The organism is Bradyrhizobium oligotrophicum S58, from assembly GCF_000344805.1.
In the GTDB taxonomy this organism is placed as follows: Bacteria; Pseudomonadota; Alphaproteobacteria; order Rhizobiales; family Xanthobacteraceae; genus Bradyrhizobium; species Bradyrhizobium oligotrophicum.
In genome coordinates, this window is the sequence record NC_020453.1 from 7,959,026 (window position 1) to 7,983,379 (window position 24,354).

The 24,354-nt window shown below is 65.8% G+C and carries 20 protein-coding genes; 7 read left to right on the forward strand and 13 right to left on the reverse strand.

The features are described from left to right. Positions 1-8: 8 nt before the first annotated feature. From S58_RS34395 to cobS, 8 genes are all read right to left on the reverse strand, one after another. Positions 9-1,556 carry an ABC transporter substrate-binding protein gene (locus S58_RS34395; RefSeq protein WP_015670054.1) on the reverse strand — a complete coding sequence of 516 codons (1,548 nt, stop codon included), beginning with the start codon at positions 1,554-1,556 and terminating at the stop codon, positions 9-11. A gap of 322 nt (positions 1,557-1,878) precedes the next feature. After that, positions 1,879-2,304, reverse strand: coding sequence for a hypothetical protein (locus tag S58_RS34400; RefSeq protein WP_015670055.1), 426 nt, complete (start codon positions 2,302-2,304; stop codon positions 1,879-1,881). Between the two features lie 194 nt (positions 2,305-2,498). Continuing rightward, on the reverse strand, positions 2,499-3,599 hold the full coding sequence (locus S58_RS34405; RefSeq protein WP_015670056.1) for an LLM class flavin-dependent oxidoreductase: 1,101 nt from the start codon (positions 3,597-3,599) through the stop codon (positions 2,499-2,501). A gap of 182 nt (positions 3,600-3,781) precedes the next feature. Next, on the reverse strand, positions 3,782-5,683 hold the full coding sequence (locus tag S58_RS34410; protein ID WP_015670057.1) for a COG3904 family protein: 1,902 nt from the start codon (positions 5,681-5,683) through the stop codon (positions 3,782-3,784). A 93-nt stretch (positions 5,684-5,776) separates the two neighbouring features. After that, positions 5,777-6,889 carry an NADH:flavin oxidoreductase/NADH oxidase gene (locus S58_RS34415; protein ID WP_015670058.1) on the reverse strand — a complete coding sequence of 371 codons (1,113 nt, stop codon included), beginning with the start codon at positions 6,887-6,889 and terminating at the stop codon, positions 5,777-5,779. 103 nt (positions 6,890-6,992) lie between these two features. After that, positions 6,993-8,069 (reverse strand): esterase-like activity of phytase family protein, encoded by a 1,077-nt coding sequence (locus S58_RS34420; RefSeq protein WP_015670059.1) that lies wholly within the window; start codon positions 8,067-8,069, stop codon positions 6,993-6,995. 69 nt (positions 8,070-8,138) lie between these two features. Beyond that, entirely contained in the window at positions 8,139-10,040 is a 1,902-nt protein-coding gene (cobT, locus tag S58_RS34425) for a cobaltochelatase subunit CobT (protein ID WP_015670060.1), read from the reverse strand. Positions 10,041-10,192: 152 nt separating this feature from the next. After that, the gene (gene cobS, locus S58_RS34430) at positions 10,193-11,191 is read right to left on the reverse strand and encodes a cobaltochelatase subunit CobS (protein ID WP_015670061.1); all 999 of its coding nucleotides are present in this window, start codon (positions 11,189-11,191) and stop codon (positions 10,193-10,195) included. A gap of 297 nt (positions 11,192-11,488) precedes the next feature. Between cobS and S58_RS34435 the strand changes: the two genes are divergently transcribed. Beyond that, positions 11,489-12,145 (forward strand): DedA family protein, encoded by a 657-nt coding sequence (locus tag S58_RS34435; protein WP_015670062.1) that lies wholly within the window; start codon positions 11,489-11,491, stop codon positions 12,143-12,145. Positions 12,146-12,150: 5 nt separating this feature from the next. On the opposite strand, the gene S58_RS34440 is transcribed toward S58_RS34435, so the two are convergent. Beyond that, positions 12,151-13,374, reverse strand: coding sequence for a citrate synthase family protein (locus tag S58_RS34440; protein ID WP_015670063.1), 1,224 nt, complete (start codon positions 13,372-13,374; stop codon positions 12,151-12,153). A gap of 82 nt (positions 13,375-13,456) precedes the next feature. On the opposite strand from S58_RS34440, the gene S58_RS34445 reads away from it, so the two are divergent. Further along, on the forward strand, positions 13,457-14,545 hold the full coding sequence (locus S58_RS34445; protein WP_015670064.1) for a citrate synthase/methylcitrate synthase: 1,089 nt from the start codon (positions 13,457-13,459) through the stop codon (positions 14,543-14,545). Between the two features lie 63 nt (positions 14,546-14,608). On the opposite strand, the gene S58_RS34450 is transcribed toward S58_RS34445, so the two are convergent. After that, positions 14,609-15,253 carry a J domain-containing protein gene (locus S58_RS34450; RefSeq protein WP_015670065.1) on the reverse strand — a complete coding sequence of 215 codons (645 nt, stop codon included), beginning with the start codon at positions 15,251-15,253 and terminating at the stop codon, positions 14,609-14,611. 110 nt (positions 15,254-15,363) lie between these two features. On the opposite strand from S58_RS34450, the gene S58_RS34455 reads away from it, so the two are divergent. Next, positions 15,364-15,633 carry a BolA family protein gene (locus tag S58_RS34455; RefSeq protein ID WP_015670066.1) on the forward strand — a complete coding sequence of 90 codons (270 nt, stop codon included), beginning with the start codon at positions 15,364-15,366 and terminating at the stop codon, positions 15,631-15,633. A gap of 21 nt (positions 15,634-15,654) precedes the next feature. On the opposite strand, the gene S58_RS34460 is transcribed toward S58_RS34455, so the two are convergent. From S58_RS34460 to S58_RS34470, 3 genes are all read right to left on the reverse strand, one after another. After that, positions 15,655-16,959 (reverse strand): HlyC/CorC family transporter, encoded by a 1,305-nt coding sequence (locus tag S58_RS34460; protein WP_015670067.1) that lies wholly within the window; start codon positions 16,957-16,959, stop codon positions 15,655-15,657. 87 nt (positions 16,960-17,046) lie between these two features. Next, positions 17,047-18,195, reverse strand: coding sequence for a 3-dehydroquinate synthase (aroB, locus tag S58_RS34465; protein ID WP_015670068.1), 1,149 nt, complete (start codon positions 18,193-18,195; stop codon positions 17,047-17,049). Beyond that, entirely contained in the window at positions 18,192-18,875 is a 684-nt protein-coding gene (locus S58_RS34470) for a shikimate kinase (protein WP_015670069.1), read from the reverse strand. The genes aroB and S58_RS34470 overlap by 4 nt, the downstream gene beginning before the upstream one ends. A 345-nt stretch (positions 18,876-19,220) precedes the next feature. Between S58_RS34470 and S58_RS34475 the strand changes: the two genes are divergently transcribed. From S58_RS34475 to S58_RS34490, 4 genes are all read left to right on the forward strand, one after another. Beyond that, on the forward strand, positions 19,221-19,367 hold the full coding sequence (locus tag S58_RS34475; protein WP_042341091.1) for a hypothetical protein: 147 nt from the start codon (positions 19,221-19,223) through the stop codon (positions 19,365-19,367). Positions 19,368-19,538: 171 nt separating this feature from the next. Continuing rightward, positions 19,539-20,495, forward strand: coding sequence for a site-specific tyrosine recombinase XerD (xerD, locus tag S58_RS34480; protein ID WP_015670071.1), 957 nt, complete (start codon positions 19,539-19,541; stop codon positions 20,493-20,495). 219 nt (positions 20,496-20,714) lie between these two features. Further along, complete coding sequence (locus tag S58_RS34485; protein WP_015670072.1) at positions 20,715-21,677, forward strand: acetyl-CoA carboxylase carboxyltransferase subunit alpha; 963 nt, start codon at positions 20,715-20,717, stop codon at positions 21,675-21,677. 315 nt (positions 21,678-21,992) lie between these two features. After that, complete coding sequence (locus tag S58_RS34490) at positions 21,993-23,465, forward strand: L,D-transpeptidase family protein (RefSeq protein ID WP_015670073.1); 1,473 nt, start codon at positions 21,993-21,995, stop codon at positions 23,463-23,465. Positions 23,466-24,354: the final 889 nt, after the last annotated feature.

The window sequence follows — 24,354 nt, forward strand, 5'->3', positions numbered from 1 at the left end:
ACATACCCCTATTTGTCGAGCCAGGCGTCGCGGAAGCCGTCATTGACGCCGATGCCGGTGGTGATGAGGTTCTTCACCTTGCATTTGGTGATGGTCGGGAACTGCAGCTCCAGCAGCCAGGCCACGGGGACGTCCTCGGCCAGGATCTTCTGCACCTTGTCGTAGGCCTCCTTGCGCTTGGCGTCCGTCGGCGCCGTGGCACCGTCCGCGAACAGCTTGTCGACCTCGGGATTGGAATAGCCCTCAACGTTGTTGAACAGCTGGCCCTTGGCGATCGCCGAGGTGATATAGTTGCGGGAGACGCCGAGCGCGGGATCGCCGTACTGATAGAGATAGGTGAAGGCGATGTCGTAGTCCCACTCCATGATCTTCTGGTTGCCGCCGGGCACGTCGGTCGCGATCGTCTCGATGTTCATGCCGACGTCCTGCAGATTCTGCTTCACGGCCTCGCCCCAGCGCTGCCAGGTCTCGCCATAGGCGAGCGGCAGCATGCGGATCTTCTCGCCCTTGTAGCCGGCCTCCTTCAAGAGCGCCTTGGCCTTGGCCGGGTCGTAAGCGTATTTCGGCACGTCGTCGCTGTAGAACTTGATCGTCGACACGGACGGGCCAGTGGCGACCTTGCCCAGGCCGTTCCAGATCACGTCCTTGGCGAAGTCGCGGTCGACGGCGTACATGATCGCCTGCCGCACCTTCTTGTTGGCGAGAATGGGATTGCGGTTGTTCAGCCACAGCCAGGATATCGGCGAGAAGAATTCCCAGCCGGCGCCGGTGACGCAGGCGCCGGGTAGCTTGGAAACCCGCGGCACGTCGAAATTCTCGATCGAGCCGCCGGGCAGCACGTCGACCTTGCCGGTCTCGAACGCGACCGAGCGCGCGGCCGCGTCGGGAATGATCTGCCAGTAGATCTCGTCGAGATAGGGCTTGCCCTTCTCGTGGTAGTTGGGGTTTTTCACGAGGCGGATGAACGAGCCCTTCTGCCATTCCTTGAACATGAAGGGGCCGGTGCCGACAGGCGTATTGTTGTTGGGATTGGTCTTGTAGTCGGTGCCGTCATAGAGATGCTTCGGCACCATCGGCATCGAGCCGACCTCGAAGATGCCGATGAACGGGCCGAACGGCTCCTTCAGCGTGAACACCACGGTCAGGTCGTCCGGCGCCTCCACCTTCTCGACCATGACGAGGTTGTTGCGGGCGCGCGCGTGGGTCTGCTTCAGCATCTCGATCGAGAACAGCACGTCGGCCGAGGTGAAGGGCTTGCCGTCGTGCCAGGTGACGCCCGGCTTGAGCTTGAAGGTATAGACCTTGGCATCCGGACTGATGGTCCAGCTTTCGGCGAGGCCGGGCAGCGGCTCGAGCTTCGGGCTGTAGCGCAGCAGGCCTTCGAAGATGTTGCCCGATACCATCTGGGTCGGGCCGTTCTGGACCATCGCCAGCATCAGGCCTGGCGGCTCGGGCTGGATGACCGCGTTGACCACCCCGCCGAGCTTCGGCTCCTCCGCATGCACGGCGGTCAATCCGCAGCCGACGACCAGACCGAGCAACACCCGTTTCAACATGATGAACTTCCCAAATGTTTTCGATCGCCGCGATGCATCAAGCGCGCCAACGTGCACGATGTCGCCATGCGGCTTCTGATGTGACGCTTGCTCTGGGCGCATGGACTGTTGGATCGTCCGCGCGCGCCGCTGCAGAAATAGGCCCCGACACGACCACGGGCGACGCTTTGGAAACGTCACCAGGACCTGTCTCGGTCGCACGTTGCGCCGCAGACGACGCTGCTCACAGGTCGAGCCCCGTGACGTAGAGGCTCACACAGCCGCCAGCGCGGCCGCAAGATGAAACTCGCGACAGCGATAGCCCAAAAAATGAACAGCGAAATCAGCTCCGCAGACGCGCGATCGCGCCGGCAACGATCTGCATGATCACGCCGATGATCCAGCCGAGCATGATCAGCGACGTCCAGGCGATGTGCGGATCTTCGCGCAGGATGATGATGGCGACGGCGAAGAACGCCGTCAGGGTCGCAAGGAAAGTGCCGACGGCGCTCAGGAATTCGGCCGTATCGATCTTCGGCTCCTCCGGAGACGCCTCATCGTGGGGATGAAACGGAAGCTGCGGCGTGTCGATACCGAGATAGAAGCCCAATGCCCCGGAGAGCATCATCAACACCAGGAAGCCCTGCGTGGTCAGCAACGGTACGCTGGAGCCGACATGCGCTGCGACGAAGACGCCGCAGGCGGCGCCTGCCAGAGCCAGGCCCGAGCGCTCGAGGATATGGGCAAACTTCCTGACGCGAAACCGCATGACCTGCCCCCGACTATCGAATCCGCCACACGCGTGCAGCGGATTCGACGCTTGGATCCCCTCCTAACGGCAATACCGTCACCCAAACGTCAAATCCGAAGCTGCACTCGCGCGAAAATTTTAGCTAGTTTTCCTTTGACGCCAGCATTCGCTGAGGTGCACCCGAGAGGGACAGCGAATGCTGGCGTCGGAGATTAGGCGGCCTTGGTCAGGCCGGCATTGAGATGGCGCAACCTCGGCAGGACTTCCTGCTTCAGCAGCCGCAGCGAATTGTGCCAGGCTTCCGGCTTGTGCTTGTAGTCGAAGCCGAAGACGCAGAGCGTGCCGAATCCGCCGACCTCATGCCAGATCTTCTCGATCTTCTCGGTCACCGTGGCCGGCGAGCCGATGATCCAGTTGCGCTTGGCGCAATAGTCGACGGTGACGTCGGAATCCGGCACATCAGGCGCATGCTTCAGATAGTCCTTGAAGCCGAAATGGCCGAGCAAGGGCAGGAAGTATTCGCCCATCATCCGGCCCATCATGTCGCCGGAGGACAAACGCCAGGCCTCCTCGTCGGTCTCGGCAACGAACACTTCGCGCACCAGCCGCCAATCGCTGCGACTGGGCGTCCGGCCGGATTTGGCGGCGCCGGCCTCGACCGAGTCCCAGTGCGACGACACATAGGCCGGGTTGAGGTTGAGGCTCATCGGAATGAAGCCGCGCTCGCCCGCGAGCTTCAGCGTGTCGGAGTTCTTCGACAGCCCGGCGACCCCGATCGGCGGATGCGGCGCCTGCACCGGCTTGATGTGCGGCTTGAGGAAATCGAACATCACGTCCGGCTTGGTCACCGTCCAGTATTTGCCCTTGTGGGTGAACGGTGCGGGCTCGGACCACAGCCGCAGGATGATCTCCAGCGCCTCACGCGTCATCTCGCGGTTCTGGCCGCTCATGCCGTCGACGTTGAACATCGCCCAGTCGCTCGGCAGTCCCGAGGCGGCAATGCCGAAATTGAGCCGACCGTCGGACAGATGGTCGAGCATCGCGACGCGATTGGCGAGTTCGGCGGGGTGATGATAGGGCAGCAGGAATCCACCAGGCCCCAACCGGATGTTCTTGGTCTCGCGGAAGGCCTGCGCCAGGATCAGGTCGGGCGCCGGGTGCGGCTCCCACGGCGCGGTATGATGCTCGCCGATCCACGCTTCCTGATAGCCGAACTCATCGAGCCAGCGCAGGACCTGCAGGTCCCACTCCTGGCCCTCCTTCAATCCGCACTCCGGCGGATGCGACGGCATCGTGAAGTATCCGATTTCCATGGTGCTTTCCTCTCGCGTTTGTTTTGCGGCGCATCTTTGCGATGCACTCATCGTCACGCGAGACGAAGACACGACCAACGGAGTCGGCAGCGCCGCACGTGGTTTGCGAAGTCTAGCACGTCGCGAGACGTCGACAATCACCGCCGGTGTCGCGGACGAGCACGCGACACCGCAACTCGCGGCTATTTGAGGCCCGTGACGGGCGACGGGAAGCGACCAGGAGGCTTTGACGATTGAAGCCGCTGGACGAGGTCCGGCGGCAGGGGCACGGAGACCGTGGGCCGCGGCCACGGGGGCGCAGCCGCCTGCCCGCGGTCCGCGGCGGTGCCTGCATCCACCGCAATGGTCCGAACCGTTTTTGCCGTGGCAGCCGCGGCCGTTGCGTGCGCGGGCAAGACTTCGGTCGCGACATGCTCTCTGAGCAGCTCGGCATGATCTGGAAACCACATCGAGTTCGGCTCAGCGCTGTTGGCGCGTTCGGCAAAGGCGCGGGTCAATCCCAGTTTCTGCAGCCGTTCTTCCTCGATTGCTATGGTTCGGCTGCGCTCGGCGGAGGTGATTCCCCGATAGGAGGGTTGGTGGAATCCGAGCCGTGCATCTGACAGGATGACCCGGTCCTTGCCACCCAGGAAGACAATGGTGCAGGCTGACAAGCATTGCTTCTCGACCATGGTCGACAATCCACGCGCCTTGATGAGATCGGACATCGCTTGCGCCTCGCGGATGCGGCCTCCAGTGGAGTCGAGCCGCACCGTCTTGACCTCCGGCATCGCGCTCAGGAAACCCTCCAGCTCCTTGGCCACGCCGAATTTGATGCCGCCGGTGAATTCCAGCAGCTCGCCAGAGGCAAGGACCCTGAACTGATGCGGTCCCAGCGCGCTGTCGCCGGCAACGATTTCCGCAATGCCTGCGATCTGCGGCAGGCCTTGCGTGAAGAAATGCCAAAGCGTGATTCCGACACCGAGCGCGACCATGATCTTCGCGATGCCGCCCCATGCGCTGTCGCCGGCGTCGCGATAGCGCGTCGCCGAGCGCCAGATGCCGACGGTCTGCCAAAGCGTGAACAACGAGATGCAGAGCCATATCACGCAGATCAGGACGAGCGCCGGCACCGGCTGCGCATCGAACCCCTGCTGCACGACCAGCGAGGTCGCGACCGCGATCGCTAGCGTCGCAATCACGCCAAGCAGCGCTCCATTGACCCAGTACGACGCGGCCAAGGACAGCTCACCGCGCCAATGACGGACAAGGTAGCTCCGCTGCACGCGCACTGGCCCGTCCGCGAGCGGAGGTGGCGGCTCGACACTCGCCTCACTCCGGTCAAGGCAATAGACGGCGGTTGCAGCAAACCGGTCGTACCAAGCATCCGTCCGGGTGTAGACCTGTCGCCATGCGGCGAGGCCGACAATCAGCAGCGGACAATAGGATGCGAGCGTCAGGCCAAGGAGGAGAGATGCGGGTAGCGCGGCAATGTCCAGGAATGACACCACGACCGGCCAGATCAACGCTGGACTCGCGATCAGAATCAGCAGGCCGTAACGCCGTCTGACCGCGGCGTTCGTCACCGCACTGCCATCTGCGCTCGCCAGGCGACTACGGCAGATCCGTCGGCCTGGCGTACCGGCGTTGATGTCGAACATGGCGCGCCAAGCCAGCAACAGCGGCAGCAGGAAAAGTCCGAGCGAGAGACCCTTGATCGGAGTGCCCTCGGCATCGAGCATACTGTCGATGTGGATTTCCTTGGTGAACGGACCTTCCTGCGTGACCTGTGCGACCCGCAGCATCCGAGCGGAGGGCAGACCGAACACGGCGTTTGTGCAATCGACGATCCGGTTCGGCTTGAGATCGGCAGGTATGGCGACCCCGGGCGGGATCGCGTCAAGCTTTCTGCAACTGATGGCATAGACGCCGTCGGCGAACTGAATGTGCCCGTGGCTCAAGGGAAACAGCACCAGCGCGCAGACTTGCAGCACGACCGCGATAGCCGTCATGTCGATCAGCACGGCACCCAGGCGGCGCCAGACGCCGGCACGCTTGAGCTTGCTGCTGAGATCCTGGTCTGTCACGAACCGCTCGGCGAACATCGCTGGCCATGGCCGCCACATGCGGCAGTCTATCCGGATGCTGCCTGGAATCGATTACCGTGACAAGCGGGACCGGCCTTAAAAGGCGAGCGTTTAGCGTGCGCCGAACGTCGTCCTGCCAAACAGCTCCTTGTGCGACGACGGCTGCGAGCGCCAATATTGCGGAGGCACCGACACCTGTCCGCCAAGCTCGGCGGCAGCATGCCAGCCCCAGCGCGGATCGTAGAGCATGCCGCGGGCGAGCGCGACCATGTCGGCCTTGCCCGATGCAACGATCTCCTCGGCTTGCTGCGCCTGCGTGATGAGGCCGACCGCCATGGTTGGAAGTCCCGTCGCCTGCTTCACGGCCTCAGCGAACGGCACCTGATAGCCGGGTCCGAGCGTGATCTTCTGCAACGGAGAGACACCGCCAGAGGAAACGTCGATCCAGTCGACGCCGCGATGTTTCAGTGCCTCGGCGAAGGCGATCGTCTGCGGCAGGTCCCAGCCACCTTCGACCCAATCGGTCGCCGAGACGCGTACGCCGACCGGCTTGTCGGCGGGGAATGTCTCGCGCACGGCGTCGAAGACTTCCAGTGGAAACCGCATGCGGTTTTCGAGCGAGCCGCCGTATTGATCGGTACGCTGATTGGCGAGCGGCGACAGGAACTGATGCAGCAGATAGCCGTGGGCGCCATGAAGTTCGAGCGCGTCGATGCCGAGTCGTTCGGCGCGCTTGGCGGCGTCGACGAAGGCGTCGCGGATGCGCACCAGCCCGGCGGCATCGACCGCAAGCGGCGCCAGCTCGCCCTCCTTGTGCGCGATCGCGGACGGCGCCACCGTCTGCCAGCCACCTTGCTCCAGCGGAATCTGCTGACCGCCGTCCCATGGCCGTTGGCTCGATCCCTTGCGCCCGGCATGGGCGAGCTGCATTGCAACGGCGGCCTTTGAATGTTTGCGGACCGACGCCAAGATCGGCTTCAGTGCTGCTTCGGTCGCGTCGTCCCACAGCCCTAGACAGCCGGGCGTGATACGCCCGATCGGCTCGACATGCGTCGCCTCGATGCAGAACATCGCCGCGCCCGACAGCGCCAGCGTGTTGATGTGCGTGAAATGCCAGTCATTGGCCGCGCCATCATCGGCCGAGTACTGGCACATCGGCGACACCATGATGCGGTTGGCGAGTTCGAGACTGCGCAGCTTGATCGGAGAGAACAGAACGCTCATGCTGAGTTCCAGGCTGGGAATGTTGACGCGATGATCTGACGGCCGCGAGTGTCGATCATCGATGGGCCGCGGTCAACGCGGGCGGCTGCAGCGACGTCGCGGCTCATTGCATCAGCGTGAACTGCAGCAGCAGGGTCCGCTGGATCATCGAGAAATTGTCGTCGGACACCAGGGTCAGCACGGTCTCGCCCTCCGGCGTGACATGCGCGTCGATGCCCTCGAGATTGTCGATCTCCTGGCCGAGATCGGCGGAGAAGATTGCGGGGCCGTCGACCAGCGCGCCCGGTGCAATGTCGGCAAGACGGATGCGGCGGATCCGGATGCCTACTCCCGTGAACAGGGAGAACTTCCGTTCCAGCACCAGCAGGTCACCCGACGGCAGCAGCACCGCATCGCTGACGTCGAAATCATTGCTGCGGACGATGCCGAACTGTCCCGCGGACGGACCACCGACCAGGAACGCCAGCAGATTGCCGTTGGCGTCCAGGCCGCGCTCGGAGAGCGCGATCAAGGTGCCGGCGAGCGGCAGGCCCTTCGGCACCACCACCAGCGCTTCCAGCCCCTTGTTGTTCGGCAGGCGCCTGGCGGCCGGCGGCAGCGGCACGATCTCACTGCGCGCGCCGGTCCCACCCTTGGCGAAGTCGTAGCGCAGCAGCTGATTGACGCGCTCCAGGCCGACATAGACGATGTCGCCATCGCGCGCGAGGGACTCGGAATCGTACCAGCCGCGATCGGTGATGGGCCGCCCGTCGGGCCCGAGCAGCGGCGCCGCCTCGACATCCGCGAGCCCCGCGATGTCGCGGCCGGAATACGCAATGCGCCCGGTGAACCAGCCGCCCTTGTCGCTGATGGCGAGGAAGTGTTCGCCCTTGGCATCGAGCCGGAGGCCGGACAGCCCGCCGAAGCCTGGATAGGCCGAGGTCAGCGCCACGCCGCTGCGATAGTCCAGCAAGCCGAACCTGAGGCGGGTGCGGTCGCGCAGGTCGAACGCAGGCAATGGCCGCGCCTTGACCTCGATCCTGACCGCTGACGTGACGGAGTGCTCGTCGGTGACGGCGCGCCTCCGCACAGGCGTCGGCGCGAGCTGCGCGCGGGCCGTGCTGGACCATGCGAGGGCGGACACTCCGCCCATGGTCAGCGCAAGGACGCGCCTGCGATCAGAGAGCGCATCCAGCGACATCGGCGGCGGGGCCCCCTCCCCCACACCTCCTCCGCTGCGGAGGAGGGACGCAACCGGCCAAGGCCGGGCTCAGGAATGCAGCTTGCGCTTCTGCCCGTGCGCAGGCTGCGGCGCCGCGTGGGTCTCGGTGAACAATTCGGCGAGCTTCTCGGTGATGGCGCCGCCGAGCTCCTCGGCGTCGACGATCGTGACCGCACGGCGATAATAGCGCGTGACGTCGTGGCCGATGCCGATCGCGATCAGCTCGACCGGTGAGCGGGTCTCGATCTCCTCGATGATGTGGCGCAGATGCCGCTCCAGATAGTTGCCGGGATTGACCGACAGCGTGGAGTCGTCGACCGGGGCGCCGTCCGAGATCATCATCAGGATTTTGCGCTGCTCGGGACGCCCGAGCAGGCGCTTGTGCGCCCAGTCGAGCGCCTCGCCGTCGATGTTCTCCTTGAGCAGCCCTTCGCGCATCATCAGGCCGAGATTCTTGCGCGCACGGCGCCACGGCGCATCGGCGGACTTGTAGATGATGTGGCGGAGATCGTTGAGGCGGCCGGGATTGGCCGGCTTTCCGGCCGCGAGCCAGGCCTCGCGCGACTGTCCGCCCTTCCAGGCCCGCGTCGTGAAGCCGAGGATCTCGACCTTGACGCCGCAGCGCTCCAAGGTGCGGGCGAGAATGTCGGCGCACGTCGCAGCCACCGTGATCGGCCGCCCGCGCATCGAGCCGGAATTGTCGAGCAGCAGGGTGACGACGGTGTCGCGGAAGGTCGCTTCCTTTTCGCGCATGAACGACAGCGGCTGGTAGGGATCGATGACGACACGCGACAACCGGGCCGGATCGAGGATGCCCTCCTCGAGATCGAACTCCCAGGCGCGGTTCTGCTGCGCCATCAGCCGCCGCTGCAGCCGGTTGGCGAGCCGCGCCACGATGCCCTGCAGATGCGCCAGCTGCTTGTCGAGATAGGAGCGCAACCGCTCCAGTTCGTCGTGATCGCACAGATCCTCGGCGGCGATGATCTCATCGAATTTCGGCGCGAAGGCGTGATACTCGGGACCGCGCGGCTCGTTGGCGCCGCCGCGGTTCGGTCGCGTCGCCTCGCCCGGCGTCTCGTCGTCGCCGAGCTCGCCGTCGTCGAGCGTATCGGACGCCGAGGCCTGGGCAGCCTCCATCGCGCTCTCCGACATCTCGTCCGAGGTCGTCTGCGCCTGGTCGGCGCTCATCTCCTGCGCAGCGTCGGAATCGGGCGAGCCCTCGGCGCCGGACTGCTCGTTGTCGCCATCGCGATTGTCGTCGTTGTCCTCGTCCTCTTCCGAATCCGCATTGCGCTCGTCGCCGAGATCGAGCGCCGACAGCAGATCGTGAACGAGGTCGCCGAATTTGGCCTGATCCTCGGTGAAGCGGCCAAGCTCATCGAGACGCTGACCGATCCTGTCCTCCAGGAACGGACGCCAGAGATCGACCACCTTGCGCGCCGCGTTCGGCGGCGCCATGCCGGTGAGCCGCTCGCGCACCATCATCGCCAGTGCATCCGACAGCGGCGCGTCGGCGCGATCGGTGATCTCGTCATATTTGCCGCGATGGAAATGATCGTCGAGCATCGCCGTGAGATTCTTGGCGACGCCGGCCATGCGCCGCGCACCGATCGCCTCGACGCGCGCCTGCTCGACCGCCTCGAACACACCGCGCGCCTGCGGATTGCCGGGGATCAGCTTGCGGTGCACCTTCGGATCATGACAGGCGAGCTTCAGCGCGATCGAGTCGGCGTGGCCGCGCACGATTGCGGCGTCGCGCTTGGTCATCTTGCGCGCCGGCTCCGGCAGCCGCGCCTTGCCCGGCGCGAGGCCCGGCCGCTCGGCCGCGAACGAGACTTCGAGCTCGGGCGCCTTGGCGATGGCGCGCAGGCAGCCCGTCACCGAGCGCTTGAACGGCTCGGTCGGGGCTTCCTTGGTTCCGGTGCGGAATTTGCTGTTCGATGTCGTCATCGCCACCTCACCGCCGTCGTCCCGGCGAACGCCAGGAGCCAGAATCACCAGCGGAAGTTGTTGTCCCGTGTTCTGACAGCATCGCCTTACTGAAATTTCTCAGAGTATGGGTCCCGGCATTCGCCGGGACGACATCTCAACAACAGGCCGCGTCAGCTCAGCGCGACGTTGATGGCGGATTCCGGCAGCTCCGCATTGAAGCAGCGCTGATAGAACTCCGCCACCAGCGGACGCTCGAGCTCGTCGCATTTGTTGAGGAAGGTGACGCGGAATGCGAAGCCGATGTCGCCGAAGATCTCGGCGTTCTCGGCCCAGGTGATCACCGTGCGCGGACTCATCACCGTGGACAGATCACCATTGGCGAAGGCGTTGCGCGTCAGGTCGGCGAGCCGCACCATCTTGTTGACGGTGTCGCGGCCCTGCGCATTCCGGTAATGCTTGGCCTTGGCCAGCACGATTTCGACCTCCTCGTCATGGGCGAGGTAGTTCAGCGTCGTGACGATCGACCAGCGGTCCATCTGGCCCTGGTTGATCTGCTGCGTGCCGTGATAGAGGCCCGAAGTATCGCCAAGGCCGATGGTGTTGGCGGTGGCGAACAGGCGGAACGCCGGGTGTGGCTTGATCACCTTGTTCTGGTCGAGCAGCGTCAGCCGGCCCGAAACTTCGAGCACGCGCTGGATCACGAACATCACGTCCGGGCGGCCGGCGTCATATTCGTCGAACACCAGGGCGACGTTGTGCTGCAGCGCCCAGGGCAGGATGCCGTCGCGGAACTCGGTGACCTGCTTGCCGTCCTTGACCACGATCGCGTCCTTGCCGACGAGGTCGATACGGCTGATGTGGCTGTCGAGGTTGACGCGCACGCACGGCCAGTTGAGGCGCGCCGCGACCTGCTCGATATGGGTCGACTTGCCGGTCCCGTGGTATCCAGTCACCATCACACGGCGGTTCTTGGCGAAGCCGGCCAGGATCGCAAGCGTCGTGGCGCGGTCGAAGCGGTAGTCGGCGTCGACTTCGGGGACATGCGGGTCGCTTGCGGAAAAGGCCGGCACCTCAAGGTCGCTGTCGATCCCGAACACCTGACGCACCGACACCTTCATGTCGGGCACACCGGTGATCTCCTGCGCATTGGTCGTAGCGGCGGTCGTCATTCATCCTCCGAGGTCCCGGGCATTCCCGAAACCAGATTTCATGTTTGGCTGCGGTTGAAAGGCTTCGTTGCCAGCCTAGCAGAGAGCACGCGCGGGCAGAAGCCTAAGCCTTGATCAAAGTTCCGTCGTTATATCATCGAGATAGGCCTGGGACGTCGTTTTCGAAAGGCTGCCCTGCGGAAAGCGCCACCTTTTCGCCCCAGCAGCCCTTCCAGCATTTGACGTGGCACCCGCAGCCGGGGTTCCTACTTATCGACCAGTTCGTCGCTCACCCTCGTCCATCCCAGCAGGAACCGCGTGACCCATTTGCTCGACCCTCTCATCGCCTTCGTCTCGGATCACGCGGGACTGGCCTATCTGACCCTGTTTCTGGCGGCGCTGCTCGAGGCCGTCCCGATCGCGGGATCGATCATTCCGGGCACCACCATCATCCTGGCGCTGAGCGCGCTGATCCCGGGCGGTGAATTGCAGCTGCAATGGGTGCTGGCGGCCGCCATCCTGGGCGCGGTGCTCGGCGATGGCGGGGCATTCTGGATCGGGCACCGCAGCCAGCGCGAGATCCTGACGACCTGGCCGTTCTCGAACTATCCTCGGCTGGTGGCGCAAAGCGAGGCCTTTTTCCATCGCTTCGGCACCTTGGCGATCTTTTTCGCCCGCTTCGTCGCGCCGATCCGCGCCGTGGTGCCGATCACCGCGGGGGCGCTCGACATCCCCCCTGTCCGGTTCTACGCCGTCAACATTCCCGCTATCGTGCTCTGGGCCTGCGCCCACGTCCTGCCCGGAGTGTTCGCGGTGCAGCTGCTGCATCGGTATGGCGGCCTTCCGCATCACGGTCACATTGCCAAGTCGACCTGGATCATCGCCGCGGTCGCTGGCACGATCGTGGTCTGGCTGGTGCTCCGAATGCTGCGGAAGCGGCGCGAGACCCAGCTCGCGCCTGGCGCCGCGAACTAGGACCGCTACAGCGAGCCCACGAAGGCGCTGCGGCCCGGCGTGGGTCCGGTGTAGCGCGCGCGCGGCCGGATCAGGCGGCCGGACTGCAGCTGTTCGCAGGCATGGGCGATCCAGCCGACGCAGCGTGCCATCGCGAACAGCGCCAGCTCGCTGCCGGCAGGCAGCCTCAGGCTGTGCACCAGCACGGCGAGCGCATAATCGATGTTGACGAACTCGCCGGTCGCCTCCGCGATCCGCTCCGGCACCTCCCGGGTGAATTTGCGCGGCGCGCCGACGCGCGTCAGCGCCTCCAGCAGCGAGATCGCGCGGGGGTCCCCGCGCTTGTAGACGCCATGGCCGAACCCGGCGAAGCGCTCGCCCAGCGCCACCCGCTCCCGGATCAGCGGCGCGACATCGCGGTCGATCAGGGTTTTCACCAGCTGCGACGCCAGCACGCCGGCGCCGCCATGCTGCGGGCCTTTCAGTGCTGCCAAGCCCGCAATGACTGCATCATAGAGGCTGAGCCCGGTCGACGCCGCGCAGCGGACGGTGAAGGTCGACGCATTCAGCTCATGATCGGCCAGCAGCACCAAGGTCCGCCGAATGAGGTCCGGCGCATGCTTGTGGTCGGGCGCCCAGGCGTTCGCGACCTGGACGTGAAGGGGCTCGGCTGAAGGCGCGGCGTTCAGCATGGTCGCGACCACGAGACGGATGATGCGCGCACCCACCAGGGTGCGGCCATCCGGCGCGCGATTGAAGGCCGCGGGATCGGCACTCGCCGCCAGTGCCAGCACGGCGATGGCGCGGTCGATCGGCGCCGCGCGGTGCGCCGCCTCTGAGATGAGGCGCATCTCCTCCGAGATTCGTGGAAGATTGTCGGGGGTGAACGGGTCGATGGCGGTGACGTCCCACAGCAGTGTCGCGGCATGTTCGAGCGTGTCCCGCTCCGCCAGATCGACGCAGTTGACGCCCCGATAGATCGGCCCCGCTTCCGTGATCGTCGACACCGCCGAATCGAACACCGGCAGGTCCGCGTCGAAGCTGCGGAAGGCGCGCGGCTCGGGGGCAGGCGCACGCCGCTCCTTCAGGGCCCTGATGTCCTCGGCGCGATAGCGGTTGCTGCGCGAATTCGGCGACGGCTCGGAGCGGACCAGGCCCCGGCTGACATAGGCGTAGAGCGTGGCCGGCGAGATCGCGAGCTCCGCGGAAGCCTCGCGGGCCGAAAGGTAAAGGCCGCCGTCTTTTTTCATATTGATCAGCTTAATCAAGATTGATCAAGCTGTCGACCGGGCGGATCTTGCCGGTGTGATCACTCAGCAAGGAGATCCCGCCATGACCCTTCACCTCGGCAAGACCCCCGTTGGCCTCGATGGCATCGCCGCCGCCGAGACCGTGCTCAGCCATGTCGATGGCCAGCAGGGCGAGCTCATCATCGCCGGCGCCCGAGTGGCCGATCTCGCCGCCGGCAGCGGGTTCGAGGGCGTGACGGCCCGGCTGTGGAGCGCGGCGACCAAGCGCAGCATCGGCGAGGCCAACGTCCGCGCCAGCCTCGCGCTCGCGCGCCAGCGCGCTTTTGCCCGGCTGCCTGAGCTACTCGCCGCGACCGCCGGCCTGTCGATCATCGACGGCTTCCGCGCCGCGGTTGCGGCGCTGCGGCCTGAGGCCGGACTCGACGACGAGGCGACCATCGTCGGCGCCTGTCCGGTGATCGCCGGCGCATTGGTCCAGCGCGCGCGCGGAGCCAAGCCGGTCGCTCCCGATGCTGACGCCAGCCACGCCGCCGACACCTTGCGCATGGTGCGCGGCGATACGCCGGATCGGGGCGAGGTGGCCGCACTGGACACCTATCTCGTCACCGTCAGCGATCACGGGATGAACGCCTCGACCTTTGCCGCGCGCGTGGTCGCCTCGACGCAGGCCGACCTGTTCGCGTCAGTCACTGCAGGCTATTGCGCGCTGACCGGCCCGCTGCATGGCGGTGCGCCGGAGCCGGTGCTGGAGATGCTGAACGCGATCGGCACGCGCGACAACATCAAGCCGTGGGTCGACGCGGCGCTTTCGCGCGGCGAGCGACTGATGGGCTTTGGCCATCGCATCTACCGGGTGCGCGATCCGCGCGCCGATGTCCTCAGGAGCGCGATCGAGCGGCTGGCGGGCAGCGGGGCTGATCTGCCGTTTGCGAGCGAGGTGGAGGCCTATATCCGCACAGCGCTGCGGCAGAAGAATCCGGAGCGGGTGCTCGACACCAATGTCGAGTTCTTCACCGCCATCCTGCTCGATGCGCTGAAGATTCCGCGCCAGGCCTTCACGCCGATCTTCGCGGTGGCGCGGGCCGCCGGCTGGACTGCGCACGCCCGCGAGCAGCAGCGTACCGGGCGGCTGATCCGGCCGAGTTCGGCCTATATCGGGCCGAAGCCCTGAGCAATCCAGGGAAGCAATGGTCGCTGCGCGGCGGCCTCAGACCCTGTCGCGCAGCAAAGACGGTCAGGCCTTCACGACCGTCTTCAGATAATTGTAGGCCTTGATGATCTCGATCAGGCGATCCTCGGTGGAGCGGTCGCCGCCATTGGCGTCGGGATGGTGCTGCTTCACCAGCGCCTTGTACTTGGCCTTGACGTCTTCCAGCGTGACGTCGGGACCGAGACCCATCACCTGCAGCGCCTTGCGCTCGGCATTGAAGACCTTGCGCTGCTCCGCCTTCGGCGCCGACTGCGGATCCGGGCGCCAGCTGCCGCGGCCGTTGATTTCGGCGAACACGCTGAACGGATCCGAGGCATCGCCGAGATCACCCTCGGGGCCGCCGGCGCCGCGCTTGGCCGACGTATTGGCGCCCATCTTCCAGGTCGGGCGGTGTCCGGTCAGCGCATCCTTCTGATAGCGCGCCACCGCCTCGGCATTCATGCCCGAGAAGAAATTATACGACTGGTTGTACTCGCGCACATGGTCGAGACAGAAGTGCCAATATTCGCGCACGTTCTCCCGGCCCTTGGGCGCGCGGTGCGAGCCACGGTTCTTGCAGTCCGGCCACTGGCACGGCTGGGCCTCCTCGCGCACCACCGGCTGCCGCGCAGCCGCCTTCTTGGGCTTGATGCGGATGGAGTCGAAGAATTTGGATGAATCGATCGGCATGGCGGACTTTGACTACGCAACGCCGAAAGCTTCAAGTCTTGACATTACGAATACCTCAGGCGGGGCCCGCCGATTGACGAAAAATAATTTGATGCGTATTTGCGGAGACCATGAGAACGCAAGATGCTATCATCGAAAAGTTGCGCGAAGCTTTCTCGCCGGAAAGCCTCGAGGTCGTGGACGAGTCACATTTGCATGAAGGCCATATGGGTCATCAGCCAAGCGGCGAGACCCATTTCCGAGTGTATATTGTGTCGCAGGCCTTCGCCGGCAAGAGCCGCGTCGATCGCCACCGCCTGATCAACGCCGCATTGGCAGCGGAACTTGCCGGCTCGGTGCACGCGCTGGCGCTGCATGCGAAGGCGCCGGGCGAGGCCTGACGCCAATAATCCTGATACCAATCAGAACGCCGTGCCGGCGCGGCGCGGCCGTGTCTCCTCGGTTTCGCCGCGTGGCACCGGTACTATGCGGAGCGCGGTGATGCGATTGCGCTCACGGCGCAGCACGCGAAAGCGGAAGCCGTGGAACGTGAAGCTCTGGCCGCGCTCCGGGATCGAGCGCGCCTCGTGGATCACGAGACCAGCGACCGTCGTTGCTTCTTCATCAGGCAGTCCCCAGTCCATCGCGCGATTGAGATCTCGGATCGGCACCGAGCCGTCGACGACGACCGATCCATCCGGCTGCACACGAACGCCGGCGACCTGCACATCCTGCTCGTCGGAAATGTCGCCGACGATCTCTTCAAGGATGTCCTCGAGCGTGACGATGCCTTCAACCTCGCCATACTCGTCGACGACGAGCGCGAAATGCGTCTTGCGGCGGCGGAACGCTTTCAGCTGTTCCGACACCGATCGCATCTCCGGAACGAACCAGGGCGGCAGCGCCAGCGAGGCGACATCGATGTGCGACACATCGCCCTCGGCGGCGCGGATCGCCCGCAGCAGATCCTTCGCATGCAGCACGCCGATGATGTTCTCCGGCGTGTCGCGCCACAGCGGAATGCGCGTATATTCGGTGGCGAGCACCTCGCGCACAAGATCCTCCTGCGGCAGGTCCGCATTCACCATCACCATCTCGGTGCGGTGAACCATCACGTCGGACACCTGCAATTCGCGCAAATCGAGCAGACCGCCGAGCATGTCGCGGTCCTGCTTCTCGACCTTGCCTTCGTGATGCAACAAATCCACCGCTCCGCGTAGACGCTCGGTCGGTGACAGGATCGGCTGATTGGCCCCGACCTTGAAGCCGATCAGCCGCATCAAAAAGCGCACGATCGCTTCGATCACGGCAAGCACCGGACCAAGCACGAACACGGTCGCGCGCATCGGTCTGGCAACCGCGAGCGACACGCGATCCGGCGCGTTGATCGCGATCGTCTTCGGCAGCACCTCGGCGAAGATCACCACCAGCGCGGTCATCACGCCGGTCGCGTAGAGCACGCCGACCTCGCCGAACCACGCCGTGAAAATACCGGTCGCCAGCGCCGAGGCACCAATATTGGCGATGTTGTTGCCGAGCAGCAGTGCGCCGATCAGCCGCTCGCGCATGTCGAACAGGCGCGACACCACGTCGGCATCGCGATTGCCCTGCTTCGACAGCCGCAGCATCGAGGCGCGGGAGGCGCCGGTCAGGGCGGTCTCGCTCAGCGCAAAGAAGGCAGATGCGGCGAGGAGGATGATGACGACGGAGAGTGTGAACCAGTCCATGACGCCGATGTCGCTCTCAATGGAGGCCGCCGATGATGCGCTGCCACTGCTCAACACGGCGTAAAGCCCTGGCGATCAGCTTGGGGATCAGCTGCGGCTTTGCAATTTGGCCTGCAGGAAGTCGCGCACCCGCGTGGGATCCACGTCCTTCGCAATGATGGCGCGGCCGATGGCTTCCATCAGGATGAAGGTGAGCTTGCCGCGCTTGACCTTCTTGTCCTGCGCCATCAGCGCCAGCAGCCGATCGGCGTCGCCGATCCCCTCCTGGGCGAAGCCGGCGATGTCCTGCAGATGGGTCGGCAGGCCGACCGCGGCAAGGTGACGCTCGATGCGCACGACATCGTCGGGCGGCAGCATGCCGAGCTCGGCCGAGAACTGCGCTGCCAGCACCATGCCGACCGCGACGCCTTCGCCATGGAACAGCCGGTCGGAGAAGCCGGTGACGGCCTCCAGCGCATGGCCGAAGGTGTGGCCGAGATTGAGCAGCGCCCGGTCGCCGGTCTCGCGCTCGTCGCGGGCGACGATCGCCGCCTTGGCGCGGCAGGACGTCGCCACCGCATGTTCGCGTGCCGCACCGCCCTTGACGATGTCGGCATGGTTGGCCTCGAGCCAGGCAAAGAAGCTGGCATCGCCGAGCAGGCCGTATTTGGCGACCTCGGCATAGCCGGCGCGGAACTGGCGTGGCGACAACGTGTCGAGCACGGCGGTGTCGGCGATGACCAGCACCGGCTGGTGGAAGGCGCCGAGCAAATTCTTGCCCTGCGGCGAGTTGATGCCGGTCTTGCCGCCGACGGAGGAATCCACCTGCGCCAGCAGCGAGGTCGGTACCTGCACGAAATCGACGCCGCGGCGCAGGATCGCGGCGGCAAAGCCGGCGAGATCCCCGACCACGCCGCCGCCGAGCGCGATGACGAGATCATTGCGCTCGATCCTGGCTGCGATCAGCGCCTCGCTCACCTTCTCCAGGCCAGCATAGGTCTTGGAGCCCTCGCCTTCCTCGACCACGATGGTGGACGACGGAATGCCCGCCTCCGCCAGGATGGCCTCGGTGGGCTTCAGCCAGTGCTTGGCCACGGTGCGGTCGGTGACGACAGCCGTGCGCACACCGGGCCGCAGCGCGGCAATGCGCTGGCCGAGCGTGGCCAGCACGCCGCGGCCGATGACGATGTCATAGGCACGCTCGCCCAGCGCGACGTCGACGGTGATGGGATCGGAATGCTTCAGGGGTGCCGTCATCGGAGCGCGCTCATTGCCTGCACAGAATCGGCCTGCACGGAATTGGATGGACCTGGATCGGATTGCGGAGGGACGGGCTGAGCCTCGGCCGCCTGTACAGGCGCCAGGAACGCTTGCAGCGCCTCCAGGCAATCCTCGACGACCCGGTCGTGCGGCACGTCGCGCGAGAAGATCGTCAGGTCCGCGAGTTGGTACACCGGCTCGCGCTCGATCAGCAGCCGCGCGATCGTGCCTTCGGGATCGGCGGTCTGCAGCAGCGGCCGGTCGGCCCGTCGCCTGACACGGCGCATGATCACGTCGGCGTCGGCCTTCAACCACACCGAGACGGCCTTGTCCTGGATGCGGCGCCGCGTTTCCTCGCGCATGAAGGCCCCGCCGCCGGTCGCCAGCACCCCAGGCCCGCTTTCGAGCAGGCGGGCGATCACCCGGGCCTCGCCGTTGCGGAAATAGTCCTCGCCGCGCGACTCGAAGATTTCCGGTATGGTCATGCCGGCCGCGGTCTCGATCTCGGTGTCCGCATCGACGAAGGGCAGCCGCAGCCGCGCTGCCAGCCGCCGGCCGACGGTCGACTTGCCGACGCCCATCATGCCGACCAGCACGATCAGCCGCTTGCCGAGGCCCGCGAGAATCGCGGCCTCCGGGGCGGCTGGGGTGGGTGCGGGTTGCGTCGTGTCGGTCATCTCTTCGCTTCTAGCCCAGCCCCTGCCGCTTTCAAAGGCATCCTGTTCCGCATCTGCACCGCCACGGCGCTCGCATTCGACGTCGTTCCGGGGCGCGCGCAGCGCGAGCCCGGAACCCATACCCGCAGGGCCACGCGTGGGGCACGCTGGTGGCCGGCATCTCGCCTCACCTTCCTCCCTGTGGTTATGGATTCCGGGCTCATTCGCGCTGCTCCAGAATGGCTTCGCCATTCTGCGCGCGAATGCCCCGGAATGACGAAGCAAGGAGGGCAGCGCCGGACTTGCAAGCCCGATGCGAACATGTTGGATGCAACAGTTCCTTCCCTGGTGGCCTGCGCGACCGATATGCCCAGCCTGTTCCGCTTCCTGACCGTGATCGCCGTGATCGTCGGCGTGGTCTATGGCGCGATCTACGCGCTCGCGAATTTCGTCAACCCGAAGCCGCGCGAGATGACGGTGACGATCCCACCGGACAAGTTCCAGAAGAAATGATCCACACCGCTGTGGCCGACCGAAAAGCCACAGGGCATTGATTAAGATTTTTACGATTGTCTGAGGCGGGCCGGCGCCGCGATATCGGCCATATTTGCAGTCACCGCTCGAAGCGCCGGCGCGAACTCCTCGTACTGATTCGATCGCCTCGGACGCAGCGGATTTCACGACATGAAGGTCAAGGCCTCCGACGCCGGGCTGATGAGCCTGTTCCTCGACATGATGGCAGCCGAGCAAGGCGCCGGTCAGAACACGCTGGACGCCTATCGCCGCGATCTCACGGATCTCTCCGAGTTTCTCGGCGGCAAGGCCAACGGCTTCGCCACCGCCGACACCCAGGCATTGCGCGACTATCTCGCCGATCTCGACACCAGGGGCTTCAAATCCTCCAGCGTGGCGCGGCGGCTGTCGTCGATGCGCCACCTGTTTCGCTTCCTGCTCAACGAGCGCATCCGCAGCGACGATCCCGCCGCGATCCTGTCGGGGCCGAAGCGCGGCCGTCCCCTGCCCAAGGTGCTGTCGATCGGCGACGTCGACCGCATGCTGACCCGCGCCAAGGAGCTTTCGGAGGTCGTCGACGCCTCGCCGGCGCAGCGGCTGCGCGGCTTGCGGCTGTATTGCCTGCTCGAAGTGCTGTACGCGACCGGCTTGCGCGTCTCCGAGCTGGTGGCGCTGCCGCGTACGGCCGCCCGCAATGACGCCCGCATGATCGTGGTGCGCGGCAAGGGCAACAAGGAGCGGCTGGTGCCACTGAACCAGGCCTCGCGCCAGGCGATGGCGGACTATCTGGCGATGCTGGACAGGCAGAAGCCGGAGAAGAAGGCCAGCGCCGCGTTCGGCAAATGGCTGTTTCCCTCGTTCGGCGAAAGCGGCCATCTGACCCGCCAGCACTTCGCCCGCGACCTCAAGGAGCTCGCGGTGGCCAGCGGCCTGCCGGCCCGGCTGGTCTCGCCGCACGTGCTGCGCCACGCCTTCGCCAGCCACCTGCTGCACAATGGCGCCGACCTGCGCATCGTGCAGACCCTGCTGGGCCACACCGATATCTCGACCACGCAGATCTATACCCATGTGGTCGAGGAACGGCTCAAGAGCCTGGTGCGCGACCTGCACCCGCTGGCCGAGACCTGAGCCCGCAGCACACCCTCCCGAAACCAAATCCCCCGGCGTGATGCCCGGCCCGCTTGACTTCGGGCCCGTCTGCCCCGAAAGAGCGCCATCCTGCCCGTTCTCCCGGCATGACGCCTGGACGCGGCGCACTGATCTCACCCTAAGCTCCTGAGGCCGCTCGGCTTCAGGTCCGAAGGCCGAACCGATTTCGTCTCCCAGCGCTCTTCCTTCAGCTCTTCCATGCCGGATCCCATGCGCAGCTACCTCGATTTCGAAAAGCCCGTTGCCGAGCTCGATTCCAAGGTCGACGAACTCCGGGCGATGGCCGCCTCCGGCACCGATATCGGCGAGGAGGTCGGCCGGATCGAGGAGAAGGCCGGGCAGGCGCTGGCCGAGCTCTACGCCACGCTGACGCCATGGCAGAAGACCATGGTGGCCCGCCATCCGCAGCGGCCGCACTTCTCCGACTTCGTCGGCGGCCTGATCACCGAGTTCACGCCGCTGGCCGGCGACCGCAAGTTCGGCGAGGACGCCGCTTTGCTCGGCGGCTTCGGCCGCTTCCGCGGCGAGCCGATCTGCGTGATGGGCCAGGAGAAGGGCGCCACCACCGAATCCCGCCTCAAGCACAATTTCGGCATGGCCCGGCCCGAAGGCTACCGCAAGGCGGTTCGGCTGATGGAGATGGCCGAGCGCTTCGGCATCCCCGTGCTGTCGCTGGTCGATTCCGCGGGCGCCTATCCGGGCATCGGCGCCGAGGAGCGCGGCCAGGCCGAGGCCATCGCGCGCTCGACGGACGCCTGCTTGGCGCTCGGTGTGCCAAATGTTGCGATCATCACCGGCGAGGGCATGTCGGGCGGCGCGATCGCGCTGACCACCGCCAACCGCGTCCTGATGCTGGAGCACGCGATCTACAGCGTGATCTCGCCGGAAGCCGCCTCCTCGATCCTCTGGCGCGACGGCACCAAGGCGCAGGAAGCCGCCAACAGCATGAAGATCACCGCCCAGGACATGCTCCGCTTCGGCGTGGTCGACACCATCCTCAAAGAGCCGGTCGGCGGCGCCCACCGCGATCCCGCGGCGATGATCGCGGCCACCGGCGAGGCGATCGCCCAGGCGTTCGAGGAGATGAAGGGCCTCGACGCCGATGCCATCCGCAAGCAGCGCCGGCAGAAGTTCATCGACATCGGCCGCAAGCTCGGCTGACCTGGTCCAAGAGCGGTCGGGCGCGCCAAGGCCGCTCTCGGTTTTGTGAGTCATTCCAAGGACTTTGCCAGCCCCTCGGCCGTATTTCGGCCCCGCCGGCAGCGTCTGCTGTTTAGAACTTGTTGACCAAGCGGGCCAGGGGACTGCGCGCCCACCGGTCCGTGGGTTGCGGGGTTCGGGGTCAAAGGCTACAATTTTAATCAATGGTTCGACGGCATGACGCAGGGTCGACCCGAACTCCATCCAGCTTTCGGGCCGATCTGGTAAGATGAGCGTGGGGTTTTGCGGCATGCGGGGTTTGCGGGGAGCTTTGTCTTGATCAACCGCGCTTTCGTCCGGGTTCTCATGACCTCGGCGGCGTTGGCCGCCGGCGCGTTGCTGACCGGTTGCAACAGCGATCAGGTCGCACTCGCCACCAGTGCCAAGGCCAATCAGCCGGTCCCGCCCAAGCTCGTCGCGACGATCGCCGAGAAGGACATGGACACGCAGTCGCCGATCCTGGTCCGTGTCTTCAAGCAGGAAGCCGAGCTCGAGGTCTGGAAGCAGGACCGCTCCGGCCGTTTCGCGCTGCTCAAGACCTATCCGATCTGCCGCTGGTCGGGCGATCTCGGCCCCAAGGTGCGCGAGGGTGACCGCCAGGCGCCGGAGGGCTTCTACTCGATCAACCCGAGCCAGATGAACCCGCAATCGGCCTACTACCTCTCCTTCAACACCGGCTATCCGAACGCCTTCGACAAGGCGCTGGGACGCAGCGGCTCGCAGCTGATGGTGCATGGCGACTGCTCCTCGCGCGGCTGCTTCGCGATGACCGACGAGCAGATCGCCGAGATCTATGCGCTCGGGCGCGAGTCGTTCTTCGGCGGCCAGCGCGCCTTCCAGTTCCAGGCCTATCCGTTCCGGATGACGCCGGTGAACATGGCGAGGCACCGCAACAATCCGAACATGCCGTTCTGGCGCATGATCAAGGAAGGCTACGACCATTTCGAGGTCACCCGCCAGGAGCCGAAGGTCGACTTCTGCGAGAAGAAGTATGTGTTCGACGCCCAGAAGCCGCCCGGCGCGACGCATGATCCGGTGTTCGACGCCTCCGCCAAATGCCCGGCCTATGTCGTGCCCGACGAGATCACCGCCGCCGTGCGCGACAAGCAGCAGGCCGACGAGGCCGAATACGCCAAGCTCGTCGCCAAGGGCACGCCGGTCGCCAAGCTCAACACCGGCATCGATGGCGGCATGAATCCCATCTTCGCCAATCGCGTTCCGGGTGCCTCGACCGGCCTGTCCGATGCCGGCGAAGCGCCGGGCCTGTCGCTCGCCAACTTCACGCCGGCTCCGGGCACGATCCCCGGTCACGTCAACCCGCCGCGCGCGCCCGGCGCCGACGAGGTCGCCGCGATGCCGGCCAGTGCCGCGCCGGCTCCAGTGGCAGCGCCGTCGACCCGCGTCGCAGCCGTCAGCGCGCCGGAGAAGCCGAGCTTCATGTCGAGCCTCGCCCGCAAGGTCGGGATCGGCGGCAACGCGGCGGCCGACACCACGGCCGCGACGGCCAAGCCGGAGAGCAGGACCGCGGAGGCCAAGCCTTCCGAGGTCAAGCCTGCGCCGAAGCCTGTGGCGGCGAAGCCCGCCGAGACCAGGCAGGCCGCCGCGCGGCCGCCGTTCAAGCCCGCCACCAGCGACGCGCCCGCCACCACGGCCTCCGCACCCGCCCAGACCCAGACCGCGCTGGTCTCCGGCGCCGTTCCGGTACTGCAGTCGAACTCGTTCGACAGCCGCTTTGCAGGGTTCAAGTAAGGCAGGCGTCGGCGCCGCCATTTTGCGCGATGCCGCCGGCTTGGGAGAGCCAGGCCGCACCCGTGATGCCACCCTCCTCTGGAGGGGGAGGGTCGAGCGCACGCGAAGTGGGCGAGCGGGGTGGGGTGATCTCTCCACGAACGCTTTTGCTCGCGGAGAGATCACCCCACCCCGCCTCACGTTTCGCTTCGCTCCTCGTGAGGCGACCCTCCCCCTCCAGGGGAGGGTGAGCACTGCGTTCACGTGGTCAACAACCTCAAACTGCATGTGGGGATGTGCGTCTTTGTCCTCGCGGCGCGCTTGGCGTCCGAGTGATGCATCGATCTCACCCTCTCGAAGCGAGGGTGCAGGGAAGGCCGGACCTCGACTGAGGCCCGTGGCCCGCCTGCGAAAAAAATGCAGGCGGCAGGAACCACAGGTCCAGCCGGACGATCCGGCCCTCCCTGCGCGACGGTTTGAACGGCTGCTTCGCGATCTCCCTGGGGACCGGGCTGTCTTGCCCCCATCACCGGCGAGATGCACCAGGCATCATCAACCGGCTTGACCTCAGCATCGGGAGGCCAGGACCACGCGACTTGACCGTACGGATCGGTGTTGTTCGTCGGCGCGAATGATCACGCTGCAAACCGGCCCGCCCATCACATCCCACCTCCACGCTTCGTGACGACCGCGCAGCGCCCCTCGTCGATGAGGCGGGATGACGGGAGAAGACCATAGTTTTCCGAAAAAACGAAGCTGAATATTTTTGCCGCCGGGACTGGACAGCCCAAATCAGCTTGAACCCACAGGCGAAATCAGTTTTTCCGCGCACGACGTTTCTCATCGTGGCGAGGCACGGACACGCCCGCCGCACACGGGACGCGGGACCCGAGTCGCCCGACGGGCAGGC

What these genes read in the sequence shown, in the direction of transcription:
- S58_RS34395 (WP_015670054.1), bottom strand. Translation starts at nt 1,556, where the DNA reads ATGTTGAAACGGGTGTTGCTCGGTCTGGTCGTCGGCTGCGGATTGACC.
- S58_RS34400 (WP_015670055.1), bottom strand. Translation starts at nt 2,304, where the DNA reads ATGCGGTTTCGCGTCAGGAAGTTTGCCCATATCCTCGAGCGCTCGGGC.
- S58_RS34405 (WP_015670056.1), bottom strand. Translation starts at nt 3,599, where the DNA reads ATGGAAATCGGATACTTCACGATGCCGTCGCATCCGCCGGAGTGCGGA.
- S58_RS34410 (WP_015670057.1), bottom strand. Translation starts at nt 5,683, where the DNA reads ATGTTCGCCGAGCGGTTCGTGACAGACCAGGATCTCAGCAGCAAGCTC.
- S58_RS34415 (WP_015670058.1), bottom strand. Translation starts at nt 6,889, where the DNA reads ATGAGCGTTCTGTTCTCTCCGATCAAGCTGCGCAGTCTCGAACTCGCC.
- S58_RS34420 (WP_015670059.1), bottom strand. Translation starts at nt 8,069, where the DNA reads ATGTCGCTGGATGCGCTCTCTGATCGCAGGCGCGTCCTTGCGCTGACC.
- cobT (WP_015670060.1), bottom strand. Translation starts at nt 10,040, where the DNA reads ATGACGACATCGAACAGCAAATTCCGCACCGGAACCAAGGAAGCCCCG.
- cobS (WP_015670061.1), bottom strand. Translation starts at nt 11,191, where the DNA reads ATGACGACCGCCGCTACGACCAATGCGCAGGAGATCACCGGTGTGCCC.
- S58_RS34440 (WP_015670063.1), bottom strand. Translation starts at nt 13,374, where the DNA reads ATGAAAAAAGACGGCGGCCTTTACCTTTCGGCCCGCGAGGCTTCCGCG.
- S58_RS34445 (WP_015670064.1), top strand. Translation starts at nt 13,457, where the DNA reads ATGACCCTTCACCTCGGCAAGACCCCCGTTGGCCTCGATGGCATCGCC.
- S58_RS34450 (WP_015670065.1), bottom strand. Translation starts at nt 15,253, where the DNA reads ATGCCGATCGATTCATCCAAATTCTTCGACTCCATCCGCATCAAGCCC.
- S58_RS34455 (WP_015670066.1), top strand. Translation starts at nt 15,364, where the DNA reads ATGAGAACGCAAGATGCTATCATCGAAAAGTTGCGCGAAGCTTTCTCG.
- S58_RS34460 (WP_015670067.1), bottom strand. Translation starts at nt 16,959, where the DNA reads ATGGACTGGTTCACACTCTCCGTCGTCATCATCCTCCTCGCCGCATCT.
- aroB (WP_015670068.1), bottom strand. Translation starts at nt 18,195, where the DNA reads ATGACGGCACCCCTGAAGCATTCCGATCCCATCACCGTCGACGTCGCG.
- S58_RS34470 (WP_015670069.1), bottom strand. Translation starts at nt 18,875, where the DNA reads ATGACCGACACGACGCAACCCGCACCCACCCCAGCCGCCCCGGAGGCC.
- S58_RS34475 (WP_042341091.1), top strand. Translation starts at nt 19,221, where the DNA reads ATGCCCAGCCTGTTCCGCTTCCTGACCGTGATCGCCGTGATCGTCGGC.
- xerD (WP_015670071.1), top strand. Translation starts at nt 19,539, where the DNA reads ATGAAGGTCAAGGCCTCCGACGCCGGGCTGATGAGCCTGTTCCTCGAC.
- S58_RS34485 (WP_015670072.1), top strand. Translation starts at nt 20,715, where the DNA reads ATGCCGGATCCCATGCGCAGCTACCTCGATTTCGAAAAGCCCGTTGCC.